The organism is Plantactinospora sp. ZYX-F-223, from assembly GCF_039649625.1.
Classification (GTDB): Bacteria; Actinomycetota; Actinomycetes; order Mycobacteriales; family Micromonosporaceae; genus Plantactinospora.
Window position 1 is genome coordinate 151860 of the sequence record NZ_JBDJAV010000009.1, and the last position, 24432, is coordinate 176291.

At 72.0% G+C, this 24432-nt stretch carries 25 protein-coding genes; 17 read left to right on the plus strand and 8 right to left on the minus strand.

Annotation, left to right across the window (positions count from 1 at the left end; translation table 11 throughout):
* Window positions 1-348: 348 nt before the first annotated feature.
* Both AAH979_RS11840 and AAH979_RS11845 read left to right on the plus strand, forming a co-directional pair.
* Entirely contained in the window at window positions 349-567 is a 219-nt protein-coding gene (locus tag AAH979_RS11840; RefSeq protein ID WP_346258116.1) for a helix-turn-helix domain-containing protein, read from the plus strand.
* Complete coding sequence (locus tag AAH979_RS11845) at window positions 567-1274, plus strand: Clp protease N-terminal domain-containing protein (protein ID WP_346258117.1); 708 nt, start codon at window positions 567-569, stop codon at window positions 1272-1274. The genes AAH979_RS11840 and AAH979_RS11845 overlap by 1 nt, the downstream gene beginning before the upstream one ends.
* Window positions 1275-1335: 61 nt before the next feature.
* Here AAH979_RS11845 and AAH979_RS11850 read toward each other — a convergent pair whose 3' ends face one another.
* Window positions 1336-2556, minus strand: a complete 1221-nt coding sequence (locus AAH979_RS11850; RefSeq protein WP_346258118.1) for an arginine deiminase — start codon at window positions 2554-2556, stop codon at window positions 1336-1338.
* A gap of 164 nt (window positions 2557-2720) precedes the next feature.
* On the opposite strand from AAH979_RS11850, the gene AAH979_RS11855 reads away from it, so the two are divergent.
* The 6 genes from AAH979_RS11855 (at window position 2721) to AAH979_RS11880 (ending at window position 7994) form a co-directional block, all read left to right on the plus strand.
* Entirely contained in the window at window positions 2721-3458 is a 738-nt protein-coding gene (locus AAH979_RS11855) for a hypothetical protein (protein WP_318399997.1), read from the plus strand.
* Between the two features lie 176 nt (window positions 3459-3634).
* Window positions 3635-4150 (plus strand): hypothetical protein, encoded by a 516-nt coding sequence (locus tag AAH979_RS11860; RefSeq protein WP_346258195.1) that lies wholly within the window; start codon window positions 3635-3637, stop codon window positions 4148-4150.
* A 220-nt stretch (window positions 4151-4370) separates the two neighbouring features.
* Window positions 4371-4760 carry an ACT domain-containing protein gene (locus AAH979_RS11865; RefSeq protein ID WP_318399993.1) on the plus strand — a complete coding sequence of 130 codons (390 nt, stop codon included), beginning with the start codon at window positions 4371-4373 and terminating at the stop codon, window positions 4758-4760.
* Window positions 4761-4848: 88 nt separating this feature from the next.
* Complete coding sequence (locus AAH979_RS11870; protein ID WP_346258119.1) at window positions 4849-5397, plus strand: hypothetical protein; 549 nt, start codon at window positions 4849-4851, stop codon at window positions 5395-5397.
* A 10-nt stretch (window positions 5398-5407) separates the two neighbouring features.
* On the plus strand, window positions 5408-6364 hold the full coding sequence (gene pheA, locus AAH979_RS11875; protein ID WP_346258120.1) for a prephenate dehydratase: 957 nt from the start codon (window positions 5408-5410) through the stop codon (window positions 6362-6364).
* Window positions 6365-6602: 238 nt separating this feature from the next.
* Entirely contained in the window at window positions 6603-7994 is a 1392-nt protein-coding gene (locus AAH979_RS11880; RefSeq protein WP_346258121.1) for a carbohydrate-binding domain-containing protein, read from the plus strand.
* Window positions 7995-8051: 57 nt separating this feature from the next.
* Here AAH979_RS11880 and AAH979_RS11885 read toward each other — a convergent pair whose 3' ends face one another.
* From AAH979_RS11885 to AAH979_RS11895, 3 genes are all read right to left on the minus strand, one after another.
* Window positions 8052-8780: an AIM24 family protein gene (locus tag AAH979_RS11885; protein WP_346258122.1), complete on the minus strand. Its 729-nt coding sequence runs from the start codon at window positions 8778-8780 to the stop codon at window positions 8052-8054.
* Between the two features lie 126 nt (window positions 8781-8906).
* Window positions 8907-9248 carry a metallopeptidase family protein gene (locus AAH979_RS11890; protein WP_346258123.1) on the minus strand — a complete coding sequence of 114 codons (342 nt, stop codon included), beginning with the start codon at window positions 9246-9248 and terminating at the stop codon, window positions 8907-8909.
* Between the two features lie 205 nt (window positions 9249-9453).
* Window positions 9454-9885, minus strand: coding sequence for an OsmC family protein (locus tag AAH979_RS11895; RefSeq protein WP_346258124.1), 432 nt, complete (start codon window positions 9883-9885; stop codon window positions 9454-9456).
* Between the two features lie 142 nt (window positions 9886-10027).
* On the opposite strand from AAH979_RS11895, the gene AAH979_RS11900 reads away from it, so the two are divergent.
* The 4 genes from AAH979_RS11900 (at window position 10028) to AAH979_RS11915 (ending at window position 14103) form a co-directional block, all read left to right on the plus strand.
* Window positions 10028-10843, plus strand: a complete 816-nt coding sequence (locus tag AAH979_RS11900; RefSeq protein ID WP_346258125.1) for a hypothetical protein — start codon at window positions 10028-10030, stop codon at window positions 10841-10843.
* Between the two features lie 151 nt (window positions 10844-10994).
* Complete coding sequence (serS, locus tag AAH979_RS11905; RefSeq protein WP_346258126.1) at window positions 10995-12251, plus strand: serine--tRNA ligase; 1257 nt, start codon at window positions 10995-10997, stop codon at window positions 12249-12251.
* A 152-nt stretch (window positions 12252-12403) separates the two neighbouring features.
* A complete protein-coding gene (locus AAH979_RS11910) occupies window positions 12404-13225 on the plus strand; it encodes an HAD family hydrolase (RefSeq protein WP_346258127.1) in 822 nt (273 codons plus the stop codon).
* Window positions 13225-14103: an HAD family hydrolase gene (locus tag AAH979_RS11915; protein WP_346258128.1), complete on the plus strand. Its 879-nt coding sequence runs from the start codon at window positions 13225-13227 to the stop codon at window positions 14101-14103. The genes AAH979_RS11910 and AAH979_RS11915 overlap by 1 nt, the downstream gene beginning before the upstream one ends.
* Window positions 14104-14172: 69 nt before the next feature.
* Here AAH979_RS11915 and AAH979_RS11920 read toward each other — a convergent pair whose 3' ends face one another.
* On the minus strand, window positions 14173-14778 hold the full coding sequence (locus AAH979_RS11920) for a bacterial proteasome activator family protein (protein ID WP_346258129.1): 606 nt from the start codon (window positions 14776-14778) through the stop codon (window positions 14173-14175).
* A 118-nt stretch (window positions 14779-14896) separates the two neighbouring features.
* Here AAH979_RS11920 and AAH979_RS11925 point away from each other — a divergent pair, with 118 nt between their 5' ends.
* The gene (locus AAH979_RS11925; RefSeq protein WP_346258130.1) at window positions 14897-15748 is read left to right on the plus strand and encodes an alpha/beta hydrolase; all 852 of its coding nucleotides are present in this window, start codon (window positions 14897-14899) and stop codon (window positions 15746-15748) included.
* Window positions 15749-15793: 45 nt separating this feature from the next.
* Entirely contained in the window at window positions 15794-17005 is a 1212-nt protein-coding gene (locus AAH979_RS11930; protein ID WP_346258131.1) for an ABC transporter substrate-binding protein, read from the plus strand.
* A 30-nt stretch (window positions 17006-17035) separates the two neighbouring features.
* On the opposite strand, the gene ddaH is transcribed toward AAH979_RS11930, so the two are convergent.
* Window positions 17036-17860, minus strand: a complete 825-nt coding sequence (gene ddaH, locus AAH979_RS11935; protein ID WP_346258132.1) for a dimethylargininase — start codon at window positions 17858-17860, stop codon at window positions 17036-17038.
* Between the two features lie 67 nt (window positions 17861-17927).
* Here ddaH and AAH979_RS11940 point away from each other — a divergent pair, with 67 nt between their 5' ends.
* The 3 genes from AAH979_RS11940 to AAH979_RS11950 all read left to right on the plus strand — a co-directional run bounded on the left by AAH979_RS11940 (window position 17928) and on the right by AAH979_RS11950 (window position 22263).
* Complete coding sequence (locus tag AAH979_RS11940) at window positions 17928-18386, plus strand: Lrp/AsnC family transcriptional regulator (protein ID WP_346258196.1); 459 nt, start codon at window positions 17928-17930, stop codon at window positions 18384-18386.
* A 311-nt stretch (window positions 18387-18697) separates the two neighbouring features.
* A complete protein-coding gene (locus AAH979_RS11945; protein WP_346258133.1) occupies window positions 18698-20062 on the plus strand; it encodes a glycoside hydrolase family 6 protein in 1365 nt (454 codons plus the stop codon).
* Between the two features lie 164 nt (window positions 20063-20226).
* Window positions 20227-22263 carry a beta-propeller domain-containing protein gene (locus AAH979_RS11950; protein ID WP_346258134.1) on the plus strand — a complete coding sequence of 679 codons (2037 nt, stop codon included), beginning with the start codon at window positions 20227-20229 and terminating at the stop codon, window positions 22261-22263.
* 6 nt (window positions 22264-22269) lie between these two features.
* Here AAH979_RS11950 and AAH979_RS11955 read toward each other — a convergent pair whose 3' ends face one another.
* Together AAH979_RS11955 and AAH979_RS11960 are read right to left on the minus strand one after the other, a co-directional pair.
* Window positions 22270-23376: a hypothetical protein gene (locus AAH979_RS11955; RefSeq protein ID WP_346258135.1), complete on the minus strand. Its 1107-nt coding sequence runs from the start codon at window positions 23374-23376 to the stop codon at window positions 22270-22272.
* A gap of 131 nt (window positions 23377-23507) precedes the next feature.
* Window positions 23508-24368 carry a PHB depolymerase family esterase gene (locus tag AAH979_RS11960; RefSeq protein WP_346258136.1) on the minus strand — a complete coding sequence of 287 codons (861 nt, stop codon included), beginning with the start codon at window positions 24366-24368 and terminating at the stop codon, window positions 23508-23510.
* Between the last annotated feature and the right edge of the window lie 64 nt (window positions 24369-24432).

Genomic DNA, 24432 nt, shown 5'->3' on the forward strand with positions numbered 1-24432 from the left:
CATCACCACACGCCGTCTCGACGACCCGCTCTCCGTGCCCCGTCTGTGCACCCAGCTCGACAGTCCGCGCACCGACTACTCCCCGGTCGGCCGTCGGGGCCGCTCATCCTGGTCAGCCAGGCCGTCCGCCCAGCGATGCCGGTGCCACATGACGCAGCCCGGGACGGTGATCCGGGTGGCGGATCTTGGAGATGATCGCAAAGGCGGGCTTGCGGCGGCTGCGTCTAGCGGAACGGAGCGACCGATCGGGACCCCGAGCGGCAGCCTCGGCAAGCCGCCGCAGTGACTGGCCAACCACCCTCGTCAGCATGTGTTGACGATTTGCCATCGTCAGCATATGCTGACGACATGTCCGCGATCGCCGACCTTGACCGGGCCGTACACGGCAGTGACCCCGACGTCACGCTGCCGGCGGTCGCCCGACTTCGCCGCCTGGTGGAACAACTGGAGGCCGACCAGGTCGCGGCGGCCCGCCGAGCAGGCTGGTCCTGGCAGGACATCGCCGTCCGGCTGGGCGTCACCAAGCAGACCGTGCACCGGAAATACCGCCGCAACCAGGAGGTCTGATGTTCCGAGGCGATCACCCCGAGCTCCGCCGTACGGTGGGTCGGGCCCTGGCAATGGCCCGCGATCTCGGCCATCCCCGGGCCGGCAGCGAGCATCTCCTGCTCGCCCTCACCGCGACGGATCACCCCGTCAGCGCGGCCCTGGACCGGCACGGCGCCACCGAGGCGGCCATCCGCGAAGCGGTACGCCAAGCCGCGCCGCTGGGCGCCGGAGCCGCCGCCGACCGCGACACCCTGGCACCGCTCGGCATCGACGTGGACGGGCTCATGTCACGCCTGAGTCCGGCCGTACTGGACCGGGCGACCGCACGCGAGCCGCTGCTGCCGTTCGGGGCCGCCAAGGCACGACGGCGGTGCGCTCGAACCAGCCCGCCCCTCGGGCTCGACGCCCAGGCGGCCTACGAAGCATCACTCCGGCTCGCACTCGCCCGCCGGGACCGCGAGCACCGGCCGGAACACCTCGCCCTCTCCCTCGTCGCGCTCGATCCCGGGGCAGCCTGGGCGCTGCGCGCCGCCAGGGTGGACACCCCGACCCTGCTCGCCGACCTGGCCGACGCCTTCCCGCCGCCGTCACGCAACCCACTGCTGCGCGCCGAACGCCGGATCGGCCGGCAAACACGCGGCCACGACCTGGTCCGGCGTTACCAGCGTACGACCGGGCGCACGGTCACCTCAGGTGGCACGGTCACCGCACTCATCACCGGCTGACACCGAACGGGTCCGCTTCAACTGCGGCGAAAGCATCCGGCGACCGGGCGGGTCGGCCTCATCACCTAGAGGGTGCTCCCGCGCGTAGTGGCTCCCGGACGAGGGGGCAGGACATGCAGCGCGGCCCGCCCCGGCCCGAGCCGAGTTCGGAACCGGCGATCCGGATCACCTCGATACCGGCCCGTTCCAGTTGGGCGTTCGTCTCCACGTTCCGCTCGTACGCGACGCAGAGCCGGGGCGCGAGCGCCAGTGTGTTGTTGCCGTCGTCCCACTGCTCGCGTTCCGCCATCACCGGGTCCAGGCCGGTGTCGATCACCCGGAGCGTGTCCAGGTCCATCGCGTCCGCCGCCGCGCGCAGGAACGGTGCCGGCCCGTCGAGCTGGAGATCACCGTCGGTGCCGGCCACCACCGTGTACGCCGAGAGCGTGTCGGCGATGTTCGGATACATCAGTACCGCGTCGACGTCGACCATCGTGCAGACGGTGTCCAGGTGCATGGTGGCGCGCTCCTGCGCGATCGGCACCACCAGGATGGTGTGCGCCAGGCGTGCATCGAAGACCCGGCGGGCCAGCCGCTCCGCTCCGGCCGGGGTGGTGCGCTCGCCGACCCCGACCGCCAGCACCCCGGGGGCGAGCAGCAGTACGTCGCCGCCCTCCAGGTGCTCCAGGCCGGGGCCGTACACGAAGGAGGTGCCGGCGAACCGGGGGTGGTGCCGGTAGATCGCGTCGGTCAGGCTGGTCTCCCGGCCCCGGGCCGGCATGGCCAGGCTGGTCACCGCGGCATGGTCGCCGATCCAGGTGGAGGAGTCCCGGGTGAAGAGCAGGTTCGGCAGCGGGTCGATCACGAAGTCCAGCCGGTCCATCAGCCGGTAGACCAGGCCGCCGCCCCGGCCGCCGAGCCGCAGCTCCTCGTGGGCGAGGCCGGCGATCAACACGTCGGCCAGCGCGGCCGGATCGAGGTACGACAGGTGCTCCGCCACCCGGCGCCGCAGCGTGTCACCCAATCGGGTGTCGGCGAGTACCCGCTCGGTCATCTCGGACCGCGCGTCCGGCACGGCCAGCGTCTCGGCGAGTAGGGTTCCGATGTAGAGCACCTCGACGCCGCGCCCGGTCAGCGCGGCGGCGAACGCGTCGTGCTCCTCCTGCGCCCGCCCGACCCAGGGGATCGCGTCGAAGAGCAGCGAGTCGTTGTTCCGGGGCGTGAGTCGGGCGAGTTCAGGCCCGGGACGATGCAGAAGTACGGTGCCGAGACGCCCGACCTCGCTGTCCACGAAATGGGTCATCCTCGCAGCGTAGGCCAGCAGTTGGCACCATCCGGGAAAAAGGGCTTCGGGTGAATAGGGCATTCATCCACACTCACTCCGGTGCTTCGACTTGCCGCTCCCTAGGTCTGGCCACGTACCGTAGTGAGGAGATAACTTCGAGGGACCTTTTGCCGGAGGTCACGATGACTGTCTTTTCTGCACGATCAGCGGTTCCCGCTGCGCGGGCCCTCCCTCCCGCGCCGGTCAACCAACTTCCCCCTCTGGAGGCCGTCCGGCCGACACCGATGGACTGGGCCCGTCGGCGCCGCGCGGAACGGGACGCCCGCCGGATCGAGGCCGCCGGTGCCCGGGCGCTGAGCCGGCTCGACCACCTCGGTCCATCGTGGCACGTGGTCGACTGGCCGCGTACCGAGATGACCGAGGCGAGCATGCTCGACCTGGACTACCGGTCCCGGGACGAGCGCGCGGGCTTCCTCGCGATCGGTCCCAGCGGACTCTTCGCGGTCACCGTGGCCGACCACGGCCGGTCCCGGGTCCTGATCGCCGGGGACGTCGTGCAGATCAACGGCAAGCGGCCGGCGTACGTGTCGGAGGCGCGGCGGGACGCGAAGCGCGCCGCCAAGGCGCTCTCCAACGCGGTCGGCCTGACCATTCCGGTCACCCCGGTGCTGACCTTCGTCGGCTCCGGGGTGATCAGCGTGTACGGACTGCCCAAGGAGTGCCTGGTGGCGACCCACCGGGAACTCGACCGGCTGCTCGTCGCGGGCGGCAACCGGATCAGCGCCGCCACTGCGGAGAAGCTGTCCCGGGTCGCCCAGTCCCCCGCCACCTGGCTGAACGCCCCGTACCGGTCGGCCGCGGACTACCGGTGGTACGAGGAGGGCCGAACGGCGGCTGACAAGCACGCCGGTCGCCGGTAGCGTCACGAGCCGACGCCACCCGCCGGGCGGCGCCCCGTCGCCGCCCCAGGGGCCGTGGGGTGTGTGCCGTACCGGCGGGGGCTGCGGGATGGCCCGACCGGCCGGCGCACCGCGGGGGTCGCGGCCCCGGTAGGCACCGGCTAGCGTGGGGCGTGGTGCGGCAAATAGGAGGCGCGGTGGCCCACGTCGAACTCTCGATCTCGGAGGCGTTCCCGACGCCGGCGACCCCGTCGCTGGGGCACCGGTCCACCGGCTTCGACGACTCCACCGGCTTCGACGACGCCGACGGGCGAGGTCACCTCGACGGGTTCAGCCGGTGGTCCGAGACGGTCTCGGCGGCCGCCGAGCCGTGCCTGCTGATCGACCGGGAAACCACCATCGCCGCCGTCTCGCCGTCCTGTTGCCAACTGCTCGGCCTCGGCACCCCGCTCGACGCGCTCGGCCTCCCGCTGCTCGGCAGCGGGCTGCGGCTGCTCGACTTCACCGCCGCCCGCGGCGAGCTGACCGAGCAGGACGTCGAGAAGATCCCCCCGCTGCTCGCCCTGCACTCGGGCCGGCTCGCCCGGGGGCTGCTCCGGGTGAGCTGCCCCGAGGCCGACGGGCCGGACGCCACCACCGTGGACGCGATCGCCACCCCTGTCCTCACCGAGGGCCAAGTCGCCGGCTCGCTCACCTTCTTCTCCGAGGTCTGAGCACCTTTTCCGGGGTGTGAGCACCGCCTGCCCGGCCCCTGGGCGGGGCCCGCCGGCCGGCGAGGGGCGGCTCTCTGGGGTACGCCGGTCACCGGTTGGACAGCTCCGCGAGACGTACCGGCCACCCGGGGGTTGCTGGGCAGGTGACGCGCGTCGCGATCTGGCCCTTCCGCAGGGCGGCGGTGTTGGGCCGGTGCCGTACCCCCCGTAAGGTCTCCTCATGCTGGACATCGCTCTGCTGCCGGAGGAGTACGCCGTGTGTCGGCTGCCCGCCGGCTCACCGGTGCCGGCCGGCCTACTGAGCCCTCCGGCGGACTCCGGCGTGCTGTCGGTGACCCGGAGCGGCGCCGAACTGTCGATCATCTGCCGCGCCGACCAGGTCCCGGCCGACGCCACCGCCGAGACACCGTGGCGCTGCCTCCGGGTGGCCGGCCCGCTCGACCTGGCGCTGACCGGGATCCTCGCCTCCCTGGTCGTCCCGCTGGCCGACGCCCGGGTCAACATCGTGGCGTTCTCGACGTTCGACACCGACTATCTGCTGGTCCCCTCGGTACGGCTCGTCGAGGCGCTCGCCGCGCTGCGGCAGTTCGGGCACCGGATCACCACCTGAAGCGTGGTCGATCACGCCGACGCCCTACCATTGGCGGGGCCATCCGCCGCACCACCCACGGCAGCCACCTATGCCCGAGGATCCGGCCGTGCTCCGTCTCCCGTCGCCCGACCCCACCACCGGCCGGCTCCGCGCCGCCGGCGCCCTGCTCGGCTGCCTGGCCCTGGCCGGCTGCCTCGCCCTGGCGGCCTGTGGCGTTCCGCCCGAGCTCCAGACGCCCCGGGCCACTCCCACCCGGCCGACCCCCACTCCGACGGTCGGCCCCACCGGCACGCCGACGTCCGCGCCGAACCTGTCGCCGACGCCGACGCCGAGCCCCACCTCGCTGGTCGCCTGCCCGGCCGGCGGGCCGAGCCGCGACCAGGTGACCGCACTGCTGCGCCGCACCGCGAACCTGCCCCGCTCCGGCCGGGTCACCTACCAGACCGGGCCGCTCTGCGTGCAGGACTGGCAGTACAGCGTCGTGATGGTGGCCGACCGGGAGCCGTTGCAGGCGGTGACCCGGGGCCGCCCCGGGAACCTGCGGCTGGTCACCGCCGGCTCCGACGTCTGCACCATCACGGTCCGGGCCGAGGCGCCGCCCGCGCTCCGGACGACGGTGTGTGACGCACCCCCGCCCGCGTACGGCGGTTTGTAGGCTGGAGGGCATGCCCGGAACACCGCCGACCCGCTTCGTCTACCTGGGGCCCGAGGGGACCTTCGCCGAGCAGGCGCTGCGTACCATCCCGGCCGCGGAGCGCGGCACCCGTACCCCGGCGCGCAGCGTTCCGGAGGCGCTGGACGCGGTCCGGGCCGGTGACGCCGACGCCGCGCTGGTGCCGCTGGAGAACTCCATCGGCGGCGCGGTCGCGGTCACCCTGGACGAGATGGTCGACGGCGAACCACTGGTGATCACCCGCGAGGTGGTGCTGCCGGTCGAGTTCGTGCTCGCCGCGCCGCCGGGCCGGGCCCTCGGCGAGGTGCGCACCGTGGCCGCCCATCCGCAGGCGTCCACCCAGTGCCGCCGCTGGCTCCGCGAGCACCTGCCCGACACGGTCGTGGTGGACGTACTCTCCAACGCCGCCGCGGCGCTCGCCGCCGTCGAAGGCCAGCAGGACGCCGCGATCTGCGCGCCGATCGGCGCCGCCCGGCAGCGGCTGGCCGTGCTCGCCGACAAGATCGCCGACCATGACGACGCGGTGACCCGGTTCGTGCTGCTCAGCCGGCCGGGACCGCCGCCGCCCCGGACCGGTGACGACCTGACCTCGCTCGCCGTCTACATCGCGCACGACCGGGTCGGCGCGCTGCTCGCCGTGCTGATGGAGTTGGCGGTACGCGGGGTCAACCTGACCCGGATCGAGTCCCGGCCCACCGGCGAGGCGCTCGGCCGCTACGCGTTCTTCCTCGACTGCACCGGGCACGTCGCCGACGACCGGGTCGGCGAGGCGCTCCAGGGACTGCGCCGGATCTGCGCCGAGGTGCGCTTCCTGGGGTCGTACCCGAGGCATCGCGGGAGCACGGCGGTGGCCGAGCGGCCGGTCCCGGCGCCGGCCGGGCTCTCCGACGTCGACTACGCCGACGCGGCGGCCTGGCTCGCCCGGCTGCGTGCCGGCGAACTCTCCTGAGTCACGGCGGCGGCACGCGGCAAGGCGGAACGCATCGCCTGACGCCCTCCTCGACGAGCGGGGGACCTTCGCGGCGGCAGAACTTTCTGCCCGCGAGGTCTCTGATACTCGGCGTATTCATTTAGACTCATCAATGGATACCCCTGGTTCACCAGCGGTTCATGATCGGGCCGCCGGTGATAGAGGCACCCCCGCCACGCCTCGGTCCAGCCTCCGTCCCCGACAGACAGGACCGCTCATGACATCCGCAGTACGCCGGACCACCCTCGCCGGAGGGCTCGCTGCCGCCCTGCTGGCCGGCCCGCTCGCCGTCCCGGCCGTCGCCGCACCGACCGCCACGATCACCCTCAACGGGTCCAGCGCGAGCGTCTCGGGCAGCAACGTCACCGTCTCCGGTGGCGCCGTCACCATCACGGCTCCCGGGTCCTACCAGATCAGCGGCACGCTGAACGACGGCTACGTCAGCGTGGACACCGCCGCCACCGGAAACGTGGAACTCATCCTCAGCGGCGCCTCGATCACGAACTCGCGTTCCGCTCCGCTCTACGTCACCAACGCCAGCGCCGTCACCGTCACGCTGGCCGCCGGGACCAGCAACAGACTCACCGACGCGTCGACCTACACCAACACCGGCGAGCCGGACGCCGCGCTGTTCAGCACGGCCGGGCTGACCATCGGCGGCACCGGCTCGCTGGACGTACGCGCCAACTACGCCGACGGCATCGTCAGCAAGGATGCCCTGGTCATCCAGTCGGGCACGATCACCGTGAACTCGGTGGACGACGCCATCCGGGGCAAGGACTCGCTCACCGTCAACGGCGGCACCATCAACGTGACATCGAGCGGCGGCGACGGAATAAAGTCCAACGACACCGAGGACGGCAAGGGCGTCGTCACCATCACCGACGGCACGATCACCGCCGCCGTCGGCGACGACGCCATCAAGGGCGAGAACGCGGTGAACGTCTCCGGCGGAACCATCAACGTGACCCGGTCGTACGAGGCGATCGAGGGGCTGCGGACGACGATCAGCGGCGGCACCGTCAACGCGGTGGCGAGCGACGACGCGATCAACGCCGTGGAAGAGGGTCTCGGGGACTGGGTCCCCTCCACGATCGCGTTCATCCGGGTCACCGGCGGCACGGTGGTGGCCACCGGCGGGACCGACGGCTTCGACTCCAACGGCGAGCTGACCTTCGCCGGCGGCACGGTGGTGGCCAACGGCTCCAGCACCGTAGGCGGGGGTGAGGGCGCGTTCGACGCCGACGGGCCGATAACCTTCACCGCCGGCACGGTGGTGGGCGCCGGCCTGACCTCGCTGGCCGTGTTCCGGGCGGTGCCGAACACCGGCCAGGGCTGGGTGGCCCCCCGGTTCACCACCAACCTCGCGGCCAACACCATCGTGCACGTCGTCTCCGGCAGCGCGGTGGTGGCCTCGTTCCGGTCGTCGCAGACCATCCGGGAGGTCGTCTTCTCGTCCAACCGGATCGCCAACGGCCAGCAGTACGACATCTACACCGGCGGCAGCGTCAGCGGCACCGGCATCGGCGGCTACTACGCCAGTGGCAGCATCACCGGCGCGACCCGGGTGTTGACCGGCGTCACCGCCGGGCGGTACGGCCGGTTCTGAGCTGTACCGGCCGGCAGGGGGCCGGAGGCGTCCCGGGCGGGGCGCCTCCGGCAGTCGTCAGTCCAGCAACTGGTTGAGCAGTCCGCCGCCACCGCCCTGCTCCTGGCGGCCCATGCCCTGGATCGGCGGCTCCTCGGAGGGCTGGACGATCACGAAGCCCTGCCCGGCGAAGCTCATCGTGAACGCCTCACCGGTACGCCGGCCGAGCAGCGTGCCGAGGCCGAGCTGCTCGGCCCGGTGGTAGCCGGTCTGCAGGCTCGCCGACCAGGCGACCGCGGCCTGCGGGTCGACGTACGTCGGCGCGTCGACGTTGAGCACCACCGGGGTGCCCTTGGTGGTGATCGCGATCCGGCCGTAGCCGCTGAAGACGCAGTTGAACAGCCCGGACGACGACATCATGCCGGCCCCGCCGACCATCTTGATGTCGTATTGCAGGGTGGAGTCGAAGGCGAGCACGCTGGAGCCGTTGATCGACAGCGCGTCGCCCGGCTCCAGGTCGATGATGTGCACGTCCGCCGCGTAGTCGGCCAGGAAGACGTCACCCCGTCCGCTGATCTTCATCAGCGGGACACCCTCGCCGGTCAGCTTCTGCTTGAGAAACTTGCCGAGCCCGCCCGAGCCCAGCGCCTGGAACTGCACCTGCCCCTGGTACGCGACCATGGAGCCGACCCGGGCCATCGCCTCGCCGTTGAGTTCGATCTTCAGCATCTTGGAGTTCTGCAGCCGCATCCCGGGCTGGTGTGACTCCTTCTCCAGGTTCTCTGCCGAAAACAGCGCGCTGCGCATCACGTTCCTCCTGACGGGTGGAGGACCGAGGGTAGGCAACCGGCGCAACCAGGCAGTTCCCGGGGGCGGCCGTTCCCGGTGGTCAGGCAGGTCCGGGACCGGCCAGGCGCGGCCGAGGTCGCTGGTTCAGGCCCAGCCCAGGTCGTGCAGCCGGTCGTCGTCGATGCCGAAGTGGTGGGCGATCTCGTGCACCACCGTGATCGCGACCTCGTCGACGACGTCGTCCTCGGTGTCGCAGATCCGCAGGATCGGCCGACGGTAGATGAAGATCCGGTCGGGCAGCACCCCGGCGTAGTCCCAGCCCCGGCTGGTCAGCGCGTGGCCCTCGTAGAGGCCGAGGAGTTCGGGGCCGTCCTCCGGCGAGTCGTCCTCCACCAGGATGACGACGTTGCTCATCAGGTTGAGCAGTCCCTCCGGCACCTCGTCGAGGGCCTCGGCGACCAGTTCCTCGAAACGCTCGCGGCTCATCTCGACCGGCACCGCCCAATTGTGCCGCACCTGACCGGGTGGGCCGGCGCCCGTCGTGAGGCGCGACGGCCGTCCGGGACGCACCGGACGCGCCACAAACGTCGACGATCGCGATGATCAGGGCCGGCGGCGCCGCGCTCGGCGGCGTACCGGGAAGTGCCCTGACCACCGCGATCGAGGGATGGGTGGGGAGGTTTCGCCAGGATCAGGCGGCGAGGCGGGCGTTGAGCGAGATCTCGGCCCCGGGCGAGAGCAGCCGGGAGATCGGGCAACCCGCCTTGGCGGCCTCGGCGAGCTTGTTGAACTCGGCCTCGTCGATCCCCGGCACGTCGCCGACGGTGTCGAGGTCGATCCGGGTCACCGTCATGCCGGCGTCGGTCTTGTCGAGGTGCACCTGGGCGGTGGTCTCGACCGAGGTCGGCGTGAATCCGGCGTCGGCGAGAGCCTTGGAGAAGGCCATCGAGAAGCAGCCGGCGTGCGCCGCGCCGATCAGCTCCTCCGGGTTGGTGCCCTCGCCCTCCTCGAAGCGGGACTTGAACGAGTAGTTCCCCTGCAACCCGCCCTTGCCGGTGCGGATCGTGCCGGAACCTTCGGTGAGATTGCCCTGCCAGCGGGCGGATGCGGTGCGGATAGGCATGGTGCCGACGCTAGCTCAAAGCGACCGGCGACGCGACGACCCCGGCCAGGACGCGGACCATCCGGGCCCAAGCGGTACGGGGCCGGTCCGCGGCCGCTGTGCCATCATCGATGGCAGGAGTCCGCCGTGGAAGGGGTCAGCGATGCCCGACGACGTCTCCATCCCCCGCCAGGACGGGCCGGACGGCCGTCGGGACACCGGCCCGGAGGATCCGGCACGCCCGGGCGACGACGCGGAACCCACACCGGACGGTGCCAGCATCGTGTCGTGGGGCGACCGCCCGGGTACCGGGGGGCGGGCCGGGCTCGCCCTGCGCCGGCTCGGCCGGGACAGCCGGTTGGTGCCGGTGGTCGGTGCCGCCGGGGCGGCAGCCGTCTTCGCCTCGCTGATCGGCGACTGGGCGGTCACCAGCATGACGGTCGAGGGTGCCGAGAACGCGGTCGCCCTGGGCAGCGGCGTGGTGGACATGTCGACGTTCGGCACGGCGTACCTGGTCGGGGTCTTCGGCGTGCTCGGCTGCCTGGCGCTGGTCCTGTTCGGCTCGCCCGGGGTACGCCACAACGCCCGGGTCGTCGGGCTGGCCGTGTCCGGGGCGGTGCTCGGGGTACTGGTCGCCACCACCGGCTCGCTCGACACCCTGGCCGACCGCTGGCAGATGTACGGCCAACTGGACGGGATGGTCATCGAGTACGGCCAGGGCCTCGTGCTGGCGTACGTCGGCACCGGCGGGTTCGGGCTGGCCCTGCTGCTCGCCGGGCGTTTCGTCCGGCGGAGCGCGGTCGCACCGGCGCCGGCCGCCGAGCCGGGCGCACCGGCCGGACCCCTGCCGGCGGAGGAGTCCGACTGGCCGTGGCGGCGGCCCCGGGCGGCCGGCACTGCGGAGGTGGCCGACGATGACGACGGCCGGCCGCCACCGATCGACCTGACGGTGACCCCGACCAAGCCGTTCGCGCGCTGAGCCGTCCCCGCCGGCCGGCCTGGCACGGATTCGGCCAGGGCCACGGTCCGGATGCCGGGGACGGGGGCCGCCACCGCCCCGACCGGGCCGCGCGTCGGCCGGGCGTATCTCGATACACCTGCCCCGCCGCGCACCGGTAGGCTCGGTTCCCGTGATTGACCTGCGTCTGCTCCGCGACGATCCGGATACCGTACGTGCCAGCCAGCGTGCCCGTGGCGAGTCCGAGTCCGTGGTCGACGACCTGCTGCGGGCCGACGAGGAGCGGCGGGCGGCGGTCGGGCGTTTCGAGGCGCTCCGGGCCGAGCAGAAGCAGCTCGGCAAGCGGATGCCAAAGGCCGACCCGGCGGAGAAGGCCGGGCTGCTCGCCCGGACCAAGGACCTCTCCGCCGAGGTGAAGGCGGCCGAGGCCGCGGTCGGCGCGGCCGAGGCGGCGCTGCGCCGGGCGCAGTACGCGATCCCGAACGTGGTCGAGCAGGGCACTCCGCCCGGCGGCGAGGACGACTTCGTGCTGCTCCGCGAGGTCGGCACCCGGCCCGAGATCGAAAACCCGCGCGACCACCTGGAACTGGGCGAGGCACTGCGGGCGATCGACGTCGAGCGCGGCGCGAAGACCTCGGGCAGCCGGTTCTACTACCTGACCGGGGTGGGCGCGCTGCTCCAGCTCGGCCTGCTGCAACTCGCCGTCGCCCAGGCGGTGGAGTACGGCTTCGTCCCGACCATCACCCCGTCGCTGGTGAAGCCGGAGGCGATGGAGGGCACCGGGTTCCTCGGCTCGCACGCCAGCGAGGTCTACCGGCTGGAGGCCGACGACCTGTTCCTGGTCGGCACCAGCGAGGTGCCGCTGGCGGCGTACCACTCGGGGGAGATCCTGGACCTGACCGAGCCGGTGCGGTACGCCGGATGGTCGTCCTGCTACCGCCGGGAGGCCGGCTCGTACGGCCGGGACACCCGGGGCATCATGCGGGTACACCAGTTCGACAAGGTCGAGATGTTCTCCTACTGCCGGCCGGAGGAGGCGCACGACGAGCACCTCCGGCTGCTGGCCTGGGAGGAGGAGATGCTGGCCAAGGTCGAGCTGCCCTACCGGGTGATCGACGTGGCAGCGGGTGACCTGGGCAGCAGCGCGGCCCGCAAGTACGACTGCGAGGCGTGGGTGCCGTCGCAGGGCCGTTACCGGGAGGTCACCTCGACCTCCAACTGCACCACCTTCCAGGCCCGGCGGCTGAACGTGCGATACCGGGACGATCAGGGCCGCCCGCAGACGGCCGCGACCCTGAACGGCACCCTGGCCACCACCCGCTGGCTGGTACCGATCCTGGAGAACCACCAGCAACCGGACGGCTCGGTACGGGTCCCCAAGGCCCTCCAGCCGTACGTCGGCGGTCGGGACGTACTCGAACCGAAGTGAACCCCTCCCGGTGAAGAGCACTTCACACAAATGTCATGGAGCCACCCCGGAAGGTGAGATACGGTTGCTGCCCCGTCACCGCCAGCTGACCCGGTAGCAGCAGTTCCGGCGACTTCTCCGAGCCTGGCGGGCGGCGGGCTGGAGGAGGAGCCATGCCCCGACCCGGGTTGCCGAAGCTGATCGCCACCGACCTCGACGGGACGCTGGTGCGCACCGACGAGACCGTCTCGGCGTACACCCACGAGGTGCTGGACCGGGTCCGGGCCGCCGGCATTCCGGTGGTGGGCGCCACCGGTCGCGGGCCCCGGTTGGCCGAGCTCACCCGCAACGACATCCGGGCCGCCGACTTCCTGGTGATGGCCGGCGGCGGCCGGGTGGTCGACCAGACCGACCCGGCCGGGCCGGTGATCCTGCGGGACGAGCGGTTGCCCGGTGCGTCCCTGGCCGAGCTGCTCCGGGTGCTGGAGGCCGAGGTGGGGCCGATGACCGTGATGGTCGAGGCGCTGGACGCACCGGGTGCCCCACTCTGGGGTGATTTCGACGCGACCTGGCCGTACCAGGACCGGTTCGAGGCGCGGGCCCGGGTCGACTGCCTGGGCAGCGACGTGATCAAGGCGTTCGCCCGGACTCCCGACCACGACGTCGACACCCTGCTCGCGACGGCCCGCCGGCTGATACCGGCGGAGTGGGCCTCGATCACCCAGGCCGGGCTCGGCTTCATCGAGATCTGCCCGCCCGGGGTGGACAAGGCGACCGGGCTGGCCGTGGTGGCCCAGACCCTCGGCGTCGACCCCGCCGAGGTGCTGGTCTTCGGGGACATGCCCAACGACCTGCCGATGTTCGAGTGGGCCGGCTGGGCCCGGGTGGCGGTCTCCAACGCCCACCCCACGGTGCGGCGGGCCGCCGACGAGGTGACCCTGCGCAACGACGACGACGGGGTCGCGGTCTACCTCGATCGACTACTCTCGCGTTGATGGGACGACTACCTCGGCTGGTGGCCACGGATCTCGACGGCACGCTGCTGCGGGCGGACCGGACGGTCAGCCCGCGTACCGTCGAAGCGATCTCGCGGATCTCCGCCGAGGGCGTCGGCGTGGTCCTGGTGACCGGCCGCCCGATCCGCTGGCTCCAGCACGTCTACGACCAACTGGGCCTGCCGCTGCCGACGGTCTGCGCCAACGGGGCGGTGGTCTACGACCCGGTCGCCGACCAGGTGCTCCGGGCCGACCCGCTCGCTCCGGACCTGCTCGCCGAGGTGGTCCAGCGGCTCCGCGCCGAGGTGCCCGGGGTGACCTTCGCGGTGGAGGTGACCGACGGCCGCGAGATCCGGCACGAGGTGGACTATCCGCTGAGCTGGGATCGGGGCTACCCCGACATCCGGACGATCGAGAGTCCGGCCGACCTGCACGCCGTACCGGCGGTGAAACTGCTGGCCCGAGCCGGCACACAGGACCCGGACGTCTTCGTGAAGGTGGTGGCCGGGGCACTGGCCGGGCTCGCCGAGGCGACCCACTCGTCGTACAGCGGACTGATCGAGATCTCGGCGGCCGGGGTGACCAAGGCGGCCGGGCTGGCATGGTACTGCACCCGGCACGGGGTGGACGCCGCCGACGTGGTCGCCTTCGGGGACATGCCGAACGACGTACCGATGCTGACCTGGGTCGGCCGGGCGGTGGCGGTGGCGAACGCGCATCCGGCCGTACTGGAGATCGCCGGTGACGTGACGGCGAGCAACGAGGAGGACGGGGTGGCGGCGTACCTGGAGGCGCTGCTCGACTCCGACCCGGCGGGCGGCGCCGACGCCGCCGGACCGGGCAGCCACGCCGCGGACCGGATCGCCGACCCGGCCTGACCGGCAGCGCTCTGGTTCCGGCCCGGCCGGGCTCGTGGGCCCGACCGGGCCGATCGGTGGTCGGGGGAGTTAGAGGTACTGGCCGGGACCGGGACCCTCACCGGGTTGCCCGGCATTGCCGCCCGGCATGCCCGGAAGTGTGCCGGCGGGGCCCATCGGCAGCGCGGGACGCCCACCGGAACGCATCTGCTCCAACTGCATCCGGGCCGCCATCTGCTGGGCGACCAGCGCCGCCTGGATGCCGTGGAACAGCCCTTCCAGCCAGCCGACCAGTTGGGCCTGGGCGATCCGCAGCTCCGCCTCGCTCGGCGCGGCGTCCTCGCCGAACGGCAGGGACAGCCGCTCCAACTCCTCCCGCAGCTCCGGGGCGAGCCCGTCCTCCAGCTCGACGATCGACCGCTGGTGGATCTCCCGCAGCCGGTGCCGGCTGGCGTCGTCGAGCGGCGCGGCCTTGACCTCCTCCAGCAACTGCTTGATCATGCTGCCGATCCGCATCACCTTCGCCGGCTGCTCGATCAACCGCGACGGGTCCTCGCCAGGCGTCTCGCCGTCGGTCGGCACGGTGCCGACCGGGCGCCCGTCCGGGCCGACCACCAGCACGGCGCCGCCGCCGGGGCGCTTGCCCGCTGGAGCCGAGTCGTCGTTGTCTTCCTGGGAACGTGGCACGTCGGTCATGCCCCCATCTTCCCGCAACGACCTCCCGCGACACGCGCCGCCCACCGCCGGCGAGCGGGCGCGGTGCCGCTCCCCCTCCCAACGGCTGGTGGCGGTGCCCGCACCGTACGGTCGCACCATGGCCGAAGACCGTCCCGCCGCCCCTCCCGCCGATCCGCGGGAGGTGCTCGATCGGCCGGCGCCGCCACCTGACCTGCGACTGCGGTACGGCACCGACCCCGAGCAGGTCGCCGACCTGCGCCTGCCCGCCGCACCCGCCGGTCCGGCCCGACCGCTGGTGGTGGTCGTGCACGGCGGCTTCTGGCGGGCCGAGTACGACCGCCGGCACACCGGACCGCTCGCGGCGGACCTGGCCGGCCGGGGCTACCCGGTGGCCCAGTTGGAGTACCGCCGGACGGGGCAGCCAGGCGGGGGCTGGCCGGGCACCTTCGACGACGTCACGGCCGGGATCGCCGCGCTGCCCGGGCTGGTCGGGGCCGTGCTGCCGGCCGGCCGGATGGCGCCGGGCCCGCCGATCCTGCTCGGGCACTCCGCCGGTGGACACCTCGCGCTCTGGGCCGCGCTGCGTGCCCCGGCCGGGGTACGCGGGGTGCTCGCCCTGGCCCCGGTGCTGGACCTCGCCGAGGCGTACCGGCTGGACCTGGACGGTGGCGCGGTGGCCGCACTGCTCGGCGGCGGCCCCGAGGAGGTGCCGGACCGGTACGCGGCGGCCGACCCGGCCCGCGCGGCGGCACCCCCGATCCGGACCTCGATCGTGCACGGCACCCTGGACCAGCAGGTACCGGTGGCGCCGAGCCGCCGGTACGCTGCCAGAGCCCACGGCACCGACCTGCGCTTCGTCGAACTGCCCGAGTGCGAGCACTTCGGGCTGATCGACCCACTGTCCCGCGCGTGGACCGTTGTACTGGCCGAGTTACATTGGCTAACTGGGAGATCAGGCGGCATTGACGCAGCACCGCGTTCCCGGTAGAACCCCGGGAGAGCTGCGCTCCCAACGCCGCTCCGGGAGGGATCCGTGTCGCAGATGGACCGCAGACGAGCGCTCAAGCTGCTGGGCTCGCTCGGCGCGCTCGGCGCCACCGGGCTGGCCGCCGCGTGCGGCCGGTCGGACGGCCTCGAAACCGAGGAGCCAATCAGCGACGAACCGGTGCGGATCGGCATGATCGTCGCCCAGTCCGGCGTCTACAAGCCGATCGGCGACGAGATGCTGCGCGGGTTCCAGCTCTATCTCGACCTGAACGACCAGCGGCTCGGCGGACATCCGGTCGACCTGGTCGTCGCCGACGAGGGCGAGACGCCCGAATCCGGTCGGGCCGCCCTGGACCAGCTCGTCAAGCAGGGGGTACTGGCGCTCACCGGAGTGGTCAACTCGGCGGTCATGCTCGGCCTGCGGGACGCCGTGGAGCAGGCGAAGATCCCGCTGATCGGCTCCAACGCGTCCCCGTCGACGTTGCAGAGCGTGGTCTACATCTGGCGTACGTCGTACATCAACGACGAGCCGGGACGGGCGCTGGCGCCGTACGTCAAGGAGCAGGTCGGGGCGAACGGCCGGGTGGCGATCATCTCTCCGGAGTACGACGCCGGCCTCGACGCGGTGCAGGGCTTCCGGCAGAGCTTCGGGGAATCCGACGAGCGGATCTCCGACCCGGTGATCTGGACCGAGTACTTCCCCGGCAAGCCGCCCCGGAACGCCTTCGCGCCGTACATCACCCAACTGGTCAACCGCGATCCCGCCGCGATCTACTGCTTCTTCTCCGGCGACTCGGCGGTCGAGTTCCTCAAGAAGCTGCGCCAGGCCGGCTACCGCAAGCCGATCTACGCGCCGGGCTTCCTCACCGAGGGGCCGGTGCTCGGGCAGCTCAGGTCGCGTGAGGCCGAGGGCATCGTCACCTCGCTCAACTACTCCGCCGACCTCAACAACGCGGCCAACCGCCGGTTCGCCTCCGCCTTCCGCAAGGCGCACGGCTCGACCCCGACCACCTACGCGATGGCCTCCTACGATGCCGCGCAGGTGCTCGGCAAGGGGATCCGGATCGCCGGGGAGAACCTCAACCCGTTGCAGCTCAACCTGGCGCTCGGCCGGATCGGGCAGATCGACAGCCCGCGCGGCCCGTGGCAGTTCAACCAGCCGCGTACGCCGCAGCAGAAGTGGTATCTGCGCGAGGTGCAGTTGGACGGGCAGGTGCTGTCCAACGTACTGATCAACGAACTGGCGACGCTCGGCTGAGCCGGCGGGACGGGTCCCGGCGGGGCGGGCTCAGTCGCGCAGCTCGGCGACGCAGCACTTGACGCTGCCGCCGCCCTTCTTCAGCTCGGAGAGCTCGACCGGGACCGGCAGGTAGCCGGCGGCGGCGACCTTGGCCGCCATCCCACTGGCCTCGCTGTTGAGCACCACGTGCCGGCCGTCGCTGACCAGGTTCAGCCCGAACGCGAACGCGTCGACCTCGTCGGCCCGAACCGCGTCCGGGAAGAGCTGGGCCAGTACCCGCTGGGCGGCGACCGAGAAGGCCTCCGGGAAGTACGCGATGTTGCCGTCGTCGAGCGGGGCCAGCGCGGTGTCCAGGTGGTAGAAGCGCGGGTCCACCAGGCGCAGCGAGACGACCGGTCGGCCGAGCACCTCCTGCGCCTCGGCGTGCGCGGCCGGCTCGGTCCGGAAGCCGTACCCGGCCAGGATCAGGCCGCCGTGCGCCTCCGGCAGGTAGGTGAAGTCGCCCTCACCCTCGTTGATCTCGGCGGGCGCGACGAACCGCGCGCCCCGCGCCTCGTGGAAGGAGCGGTGCGCCGCCGCCTCGGGAGTCCGCTGCGGGTGCCGGAACCGGGCGCCGTAGACGGTGCCGTCGACCACGAAGGCGCCGTTGGCCGCGTAGACCATGTCCGGCAGGCCGGGTTCCGGAGCGAGTTCGTGCACCGTGTGACCGAGGTCGAGCAGGGTCTCCCGCAACCCGTGCCACTGCTTGACCGCCAGCTCCCGGTCGACCGGGGTGGCGGTGTCCATCCACGGGTTGATCGCGTACTCCACGGTGAAGTACTCCGGCGGACACAGAAGATATGTCCGCTTTCTGGGGATCCTCGGCTGGTTCACGGATCCAAGGGTAGGTACGGTACAGGTTTACTAACAGCCAGAACCGTTGCCTGAGAGAGGCGGAACGTTGCAGATCGACGGCGTGGACCAGCGAATCATTGCGTCACTCGTCGCCGACGCCCGTGCCTCGTACGCGGAGATCGGCTCCCGGGTCTCGCTCTCCGCACCCGCGGTGAAGCGCCGGGTCGACCGGTTGCGGGCGGCCGGAGTGATCCGGGGATTCACCACCGTCATCGACCCGGCGGCGGTCGGCTGGAGCACCGAGGCGTTCGTGGAGCTCTTCTGCACCGGGCGGACCACCCCGACCCAGATCACCGTGGCGACCCGGCGGCATCCCGAGGTGGTCGCCGCCTACACCGTCTCCGGCGAGGCCGACGCGCTGGTCCACCTGCGGGCGGCCGACATCGCCCACCTGGAACAGGCCCTCGAACGGCTCCGCGCCGAGCCCTTCGTCACCTCGACCCGGAGCATGATCGTGCTGTCCCGGCTGGTCGACTCGCCCACCGTGGTAGCCGCCCCGGCCTGACCGGGAGCGCCCACCGGGCGACCGTCCGGGGCAGATGCGGCATTCGATCACGTTGGCGCTTCTGCCCTGTTTCCTTCCGGTTGCGGTGGGAGCGTTCCCATGTAATGATGTCCATCAATTGGTACTTGAGTCGCGAGCCGGGCAAGAACATTACGTCGCCCAGGGCAGCCGATTTCAGGAAATGGGCGACCGCGCGCCGGAACCCCGCTACCGCGGAGCGGGCATCGTGCCGCACCACCCGATCCGAACGTGCCGCCGTCACGCCCCACCAGGGCGAACGGTGGATGCCATCGTCGCGAGGAGTAGTCAAGATGCACACGAACCCCTTATCCCGGGGTAAGTGGTCGCCGGCCCGTCGCGGGCTGGCCGCCGCCGCGGCCTTCACCCTCGTCTCCGGTCTGCTGGTCGGTCAGGCCAGCCAGGCCAGCGCCGCTCCCCGGATCGACAACCCCTACGAGGGGGCCACGGTCTACGTGAACCCGGACTGGGCCGCGAAGGCCACCGCCAGCGGCGGTGCCGCGATCGCCGACCAGCCCACCGGGGTCTGGATGGACCGCCGCGCCGCGATCACCGGCACCGAAGGCGCCCGTGGCCTGCGGGAGCACCTGGACACGGCACTGGAGCAGGGCGCCGACCTGATCCAGATCGTCATCTACAACCTGCCCGGCCGGGACTGCGCCGCGCTCGCCTCCAACGGCGAACTGGGGCCGGACGACATCGAGATCTACAAGTCGGAGTACATCGACCCGATCGTCGAGATCATGGGCGATCCCGCCTACGCCGACCTGCGGATCGTCAACATCATCGAAATCGACTCGCTGCCGAACCTGATCACCAACGTGGGTTCGCGGGAGACGGCGACGCCGGAGTGCGACGAGATGCTGGCAAACGGCAACTACGTCGAGGGCGTCGGCTACGCGCTGGCCCAGCTCGGGTCGCTGGAGAACACCTACAACTACATCGACATCGGCCACCACGGCTGGCTGGGCTGGGACGACAACTTCGGCGCGGCCGCCCAGCTCTTCCACGAGGCGGCGACCGCCGCCGGGGCCACCGTGGACGACGTGCACGGCTTCATCAGCAACACCGCCAACTACGGCGTACTGCGCGAGGAGTTCTTCGACGCCAACACCGTGGTCGGCGGCCGGCCGGTCCGCGAGGCCAGCACCTTCGTCGACTGGAACCGGTACGTCGACGAGCTGTCGTACGCCCAGGCGTACCGGGACGAGCTGATCTCGGTGGGCTTCAACAACGACATCGGAATGCTGATCGACACCTCCCGCAACGGCTGGGGCGGCCCGAACCGGCCGACCCAGGCCAGCACCTCGACCGACCCGGAGATCTTCGTCAACGAGTCGCGCATCGACCGCCGGATCCACCTCGGCAACTGGTGCAACCAGTCCGGTGCCGGCATCGGCGAGCGGCCGACCGCGTCTCCGGAGCCCGGCATCGACGCGTACGTCTGGATCAAGCCGCCGGGCGAGTCGGACGGCGCCAGTCGGGAAATCCAGAACGACGAGGGCAAGGGCTTCGACCGGATGTGCGACCCGACCTACGAGGGCAACCCGCGCAACCAGAACAACATGTCCGGTGCCCTGCCCGACGCCCCGCTCTCCGGGCACTGGTTCGAGGCTCAGTTCCAGGAGCTGCTCCGCAACGCCTACCCGCCGCTGTGATCCCCCGGACGGCTCTCGCCCTGCTCCGGTGGAGGATCTGACCCGGCAGCAGCCCGGTAGGAGACCTGGTGCGGTCGACCGACGTCGGCCGCACCAGGGGCGTGTCCGGGGACCGGTGACCGGGGCCGGGAACCGTGGACGCGGGTCGGCGCGTCGAACCGCGCATGACACCCGAACGGGGAACTCGATCCGGCGCCACCGTCGGCACGGCGTTCGTCGCCGGCCTGGCGCTGACCGGCATGCTGCTGACCGGCTGCACCTCCGAGCCGGATCCCACTCCGCCACCGCCGTCGCCCGACACCGGCGTACCGGCCAGTGGGCTGCGGCTGGTCGCCTTCGACTCCTGCGCAAGCGCGCTGGCCGGGCTCCGCGCCGCCGCCAGGGCGTACGTCGGGCCGTACGGCCTACCGGGCGGCTCTATGGAGCCGGCGTTCCAGGCCACCGACGGTGGTGCCGAGCGGGCCGCCGGCGCCGACGCGGGGACCGCCCGGGACAACGCCGCCGCACCCGGCGCCGGATCCGGCCACTCGGGGACCAACACCCACGAGGCCGGGGTGGACGAGCCGGACCTGGTGAAGACCGACGGCCGGCGCATCGTGACGGTCGACCAGGGCACGCTGCGGGTGATCGATCCGGCGAGCCGGCGGCTGACCGGCACCCTGAAGCTCGACTCCGGCCCGGACGTCGGCTGGGCCGAGACCAACCTGCTGCTGCACGGCGACCGGGCACTGGTGCTGGCCCGGGAGCACGGCGTGGTCCACCCGGGCCTGAGCCGGCGGGCCCGGCCCGGCGTGCCCCCCGCCGACGACCAGCAGCAGGCCATCGTCGGTCCCCGACTGATCCTGGTCGACCTGGCCGGCGCCCCGAAGATCGTCGGCGACTACCGGATGGACGGCGGCCTGGTCGACGCCCGGCAGGTCGGCCCGACCGTCCGGGTGGTGGTGCGCTCCTGGCCCCGGCTCGACTTCCCGCTGAACAAGGCAGCGGGGCCGGCCGACGAGAAGAAGAACCTCGCCGCCAACCGGAATATCGTGGACCAGGCACCGATCGACGCCTGGCTGCCCCGCTACCAGACCAGCACCGGTGGGCAGACCAGCACCGGCCGAGTCGGCTGCGACCGGTTGAGCCGGCCGGCGGTCTACTCCGGCACCTCGCTGGTCACCCTGCTCAGCTTCGACCTCGGCGCCGCCAGCCTCGGCGACGGCGACCCGGTGACGGTCGCCGCCGACGGCGAGACCGTCTACAGCAACGGGTCGCGGCTCTATCTCGCCAGTGACCAGCGCTGGCGGGTGCTACCGTCGCTGACCTCCGGCGACCGGGCGCCCGACCCGAAGGACGAGCAGACCGACATCTACCAGTTCGACATCTCCGGCCCGGACCGGCCCCGCTACGTCACCGCGGCCACCGTGCCCGGCTGGCTGGTCAACCAGTACGCGCTGTCGGAGTGGGACGGACACCTCCGGGTGGCCACCACCAGCGGGCGTACCTGGGGACAGAACCCGAAGTCCAGCTCAGCGGTGTACGTGCTGCGCGCCGACGGGCGGACGCTGACCGAGACCGGCCGGGTCACCGGGCTGGGCAAGGGCGAACGCATCTACAGCGTGCGGTTCGCCGAGGGGACCGGCTACGTGGTGACCTTCCGGCAGACCGATCCGCTCTACACCGTGGACCTGCGCGATCCCCGTAAGCCGACCGTCACCGGCGAGTTGAAGATCACCGGGTACTCGTCGTACCTGCACCCGATCGGCGACGGGCGGCTGATCGGGGTCGGCCAGGAGGCCAACCGGCAGGGGCGGACCGAGGGCAGCCAGGTCTCCCTCTTCGACGTCTCCGACCTGACCAAACCGACCCGGATCGCCCAGCACCACGTCCGGTACGGCCACTCCGAGGCCGAGTTCGACCCGCACGCGTTCCTCTACTGGCCGGCCACCAAGACGCTGGTGGTGCCGCTGACCACGTACCAGGTGGCCGGCATCGACGGCAAGGGCAGGCTTGGCGGCGGCGCGCTGGTGCTGCGGGTGACCGACGGCGGCTTCACCGAGGCGGGCCTGGTGGAGCACGCCGAGGCGCGTACCACGGAGTCGAGCGGGATGATCCGCCGCTCGCTGATGGTCGACGGGGTGCTCTGGACCATCTCCGACGGCGCCATCAAGGCGACCGACCTCGGCACCCTCGGCACGCTGGGCGTGATCCGCATCTAGGAGGGACTACAGGTACATCCCGGTCCGGTGCTCGCCCGAGCCCCGGTTCTGCGGCTTGTCGCCCTCGCCGAAGAACCGCCGGCCGCCGAACTCGCCGTGCAGCCGGTCGTCCAGCTCGTCGGCGAGCCCGGTCATCACCTGTACGGCCAGCATCAGGTGGGTCGCCTGGAAGTTGCGGCCGAAGACCGGGATCGACGCCCAGACGGTGTCGTTGGTGCAGTAGAGCCGGCCGATCGGCATCCGGTTGGTCAGCTCGGAGAGCTTGACGTAGAGCTGCTCGGTCGGCTCGACCTCGGTGAGCACCGGGGAGAAGACGTCGACCAGCGGAGGGTTGTCCCGGACCCGGACGAAGACCATCGCCGATCCGGCCCGGATGCCGATGTCGCCGTCGGAGTCGACCTGGAGCTGGTCCGCCGACGACTTCAGCATCGCCGAGACCACTGTCCGGACCCGGTCCTCCAGGGCCAGCGCGTCGTTGCCGCTCTGCGCGGTCCGGGCCGCCGCGAGCGCCTCGTCGAGGTCGAGGTCGGCGGTCGGATCCGCCGCCACCTCGGGCCGGGCGGTGCCGAGCGGTTCGACCGCGAGCGGCTCGTCGGACTCGTCGTGGACCAGGAAGACGAGGAAGGCCGGGTGTGGTGCGCCGTACACGTCACGCAGGGTCCGCGACACGGTGGTGGCAAGCCGGACCGCCTCGCTGGTGCTGGCCCGCATCCCGAAGTGCCCACCGGAGCCCTCGAGCACGCCGGGCGGCGACCAGCCGAGCGCGATCATGTCGGCGATCGCGGCCCGGTCCAGCCGGTACCCCTGGGGCAGGGCGGCGTTGCCCACCGCCCGCAGGTCGACCTGGCCGTCCTCGCCGATCTCGATGCTCACCGAGTAGACGGCGTCCCCGGTGCCGGAGGCGGTGGGGTCGAGGGTGAGCGCGATCTGCGTACCGGTCGGCAGGCCGCGCAGTTGGCCGGCGAGCGCCCGGGCGAACTCCTGCCACGCCTCGGTCACCTTCACCCGGAGGTCCGCGGTGGTCGGTTCGTCGAGAAGGATCGATTCGTAATGCTCGGCCGGGCTCCCCTCGGTCACTTCGTCCCCCGGCGCCTCAGGGTTGTCAGCCGCCATAACCGCCTCCGTCCGTCAGGGCACCGCACACCCTACCCAGCCGACCGGTTGGCCGGGATAGTGCGGACCCCGATCAGACACTAGAGGGGCCGTCCCGGGTACCCGGAGGACAGGCCCCTCGGCGCAGACCGTCACTGGCGACGGGGACTGGCGGCGAAGAACTCCCACATCGCGGCGGTGGCATCGACGGCGGCCCGGTAACCGCTCGCCGACGGCCAGGCGTGGCCCATCCCGTTCACCGTGTAGTCGACGACCCGGCTGCCGTCCGGGCAGCTGCTCGCCGTGCGGTTCACCGTCCTGGTCGCGTCGACCCAGACCGGCTTCCCCACGGTGCAGCCCAGGTTCTTCTGCCAGCGGGAGAGCCCGCTGTACATCCGGGAGGAGTTGCGGTCCTCCCGGCCGATGAAGGTGATCAACGAGACGGGTCTGCTCGGCTTGTAGTTCGGGTCACTGGCCGCCGGGCCGCCGGCGAAGGCCCCGCTGACCGGCGCGATCGCCGCGAACACCTCGGGCGCCTCGACCCCGAGCGCGTACGTCAGCTCGGCGCCGGAGGAGAACCCCGTCGCGTAGACCCGGGCCGGGTCGACGGCCCACTCCTCGACCATCTTGTCGACCAGCGCCCGGACGAAGTTGATGTCGTCGCCCTGCTCGGCGATTCGGCTGAACTGCCTGTTCAGCGACTTCGGGTAGGCGACCAGGAATCCTTCGGCGTCGGCGAGGGTGTTGAGCCCGCTGGTGTCCCGCAGCCGGTCGACGCTCTGGTCGGTGCCGTGCAGGGCCACCACCAGCGGAGTGGGCGCGTCGGGGCGGTAGCCGGGCGGGGCGTGCACCGCCCAGGTCCGTTCCGCGCCGGCCCGGACGATCGCCAGGATGTGGTCGCCGGGCGCCGGGGAGACCGCCGGGCGGGCGGCCCGGGACGCACTCGGGTCGGTCTCCGGACCGGCGTCGCCTTCCGCACCGCAGGCGGCGGTCGTGCCGATGACCGCTGTCAACGCGATCGCTGCCAGGATGGATCGTCCAACGCTGCGCATCAGTTCCCCGTTCGATGTGCGGTTG

Excerpts from the sequence above, each read along its gene's own strand:
- AAH979_RS11840 (WP_346258116.1), top strand. The coding sequence starts at position 349 with ATGTCCGCGATCGCCGACCTTGACCGGGCCGTACACGGCAGTGACCCC.
- AAH979_RS11845 (WP_346258117.1), top strand. The coding sequence starts at position 567 with ATGTTCCGAGGCGATCACCCCGAGCTCCGCCGTACGGTGGGTCGGGCC.
- AAH979_RS11850 (WP_346258118.1), bottom strand. The coding sequence starts at position 2,556 with ATGACCCATTTCGTGGACAGCGAGGTCGGGCGTCTCGGCACCGTACTT.
- AAH979_RS11855 (WP_318399997.1), top strand. The coding sequence starts at position 2,721 with ATGACTGTCTTTTCTGCACGATCAGCGGTTCCCGCTGCGCGGGCCCTC.
- AAH979_RS11865 (WP_318399993.1), top strand. The coding sequence starts at position 4,371 with ATGCTGGACATCGCTCTGCTGCCGGAGGAGTACGCCGTGTGTCGGCTG.
- pheA (WP_346258120.1), top strand. The coding sequence starts at position 5,408 with ATGCCCGGAACACCGCCGACCCGCTTCGTCTACCTGGGGCCCGAGGGG.
- AAH979_RS11880 (WP_346258121.1), top strand. The coding sequence starts at position 6,603 with ATGACATCCGCAGTACGCCGGACCACCCTCGCCGGAGGGCTCGCTGCC.
- AAH979_RS11885 (WP_346258122.1), bottom strand. The coding sequence starts at position 8,780 with ATGCGCAGCGCGCTGTTTTCGGCAGAGAACCTGGAGAAGGAGTCACAC.
- AAH979_RS11890 (WP_346258123.1), bottom strand. The coding sequence starts at position 9,248 with ATGAGCCGCGAGCGTTTCGAGGAACTGGTCGCCGAGGCCCTCGACGAG.
- AAH979_RS11895 (WP_346258124.1), bottom strand. The coding sequence starts at position 9,885 with ATGCCTATCCGCACCGCATCCGCCCGCTGGCAGGGCAATCTCACCGAA.
- AAH979_RS11900 (WP_346258125.1), top strand. The coding sequence starts at position 10,028 with ATGCCCGACGACGTCTCCATCCCCCGCCAGGACGGGCCGGACGGCCGT.
- AAH979_RS11910 (WP_346258127.1), top strand. The coding sequence starts at position 12,404 with ATGCCCCGACCCGGGTTGCCGAAGCTGATCGCCACCGACCTCGACGGG.
- AAH979_RS11915 (WP_346258128.1), top strand. The coding sequence starts at position 13,225 with ATGGGACGACTACCTCGGCTGGTGGCCACGGATCTCGACGGCACGCTG.
- AAH979_RS11920 (WP_346258129.1), bottom strand. The coding sequence starts at position 14,778 with ATGACCGACGTGCCACGTTCCCAGGAAGACAACGACGACTCGGCTCCA.
- AAH979_RS11925 (WP_346258130.1), top strand. The coding sequence starts at position 14,897 with ATGGCCGAAGACCGTCCCGCCGCCCCTCCCGCCGATCCGCGGGAGGTG.
- AAH979_RS11945 (WP_346258133.1), top strand. The coding sequence starts at position 18,698 with ATGCACACGAACCCCTTATCCCGGGGTAAGTGGTCGCCGGCCCGTCGC.
- AAH979_RS11950 (WP_346258134.1), top strand. The coding sequence starts at position 20,227 with ATGACACCCGAACGGGGAACTCGATCCGGCGCCACCGTCGGCACGGCG.
- AAH979_RS11955 (WP_346258135.1), bottom strand. The coding sequence starts at position 23,376 with ATGGCGGCTGACAACCCTGAGGCGCCGGGGGACGAAGTGACCGAGGGG.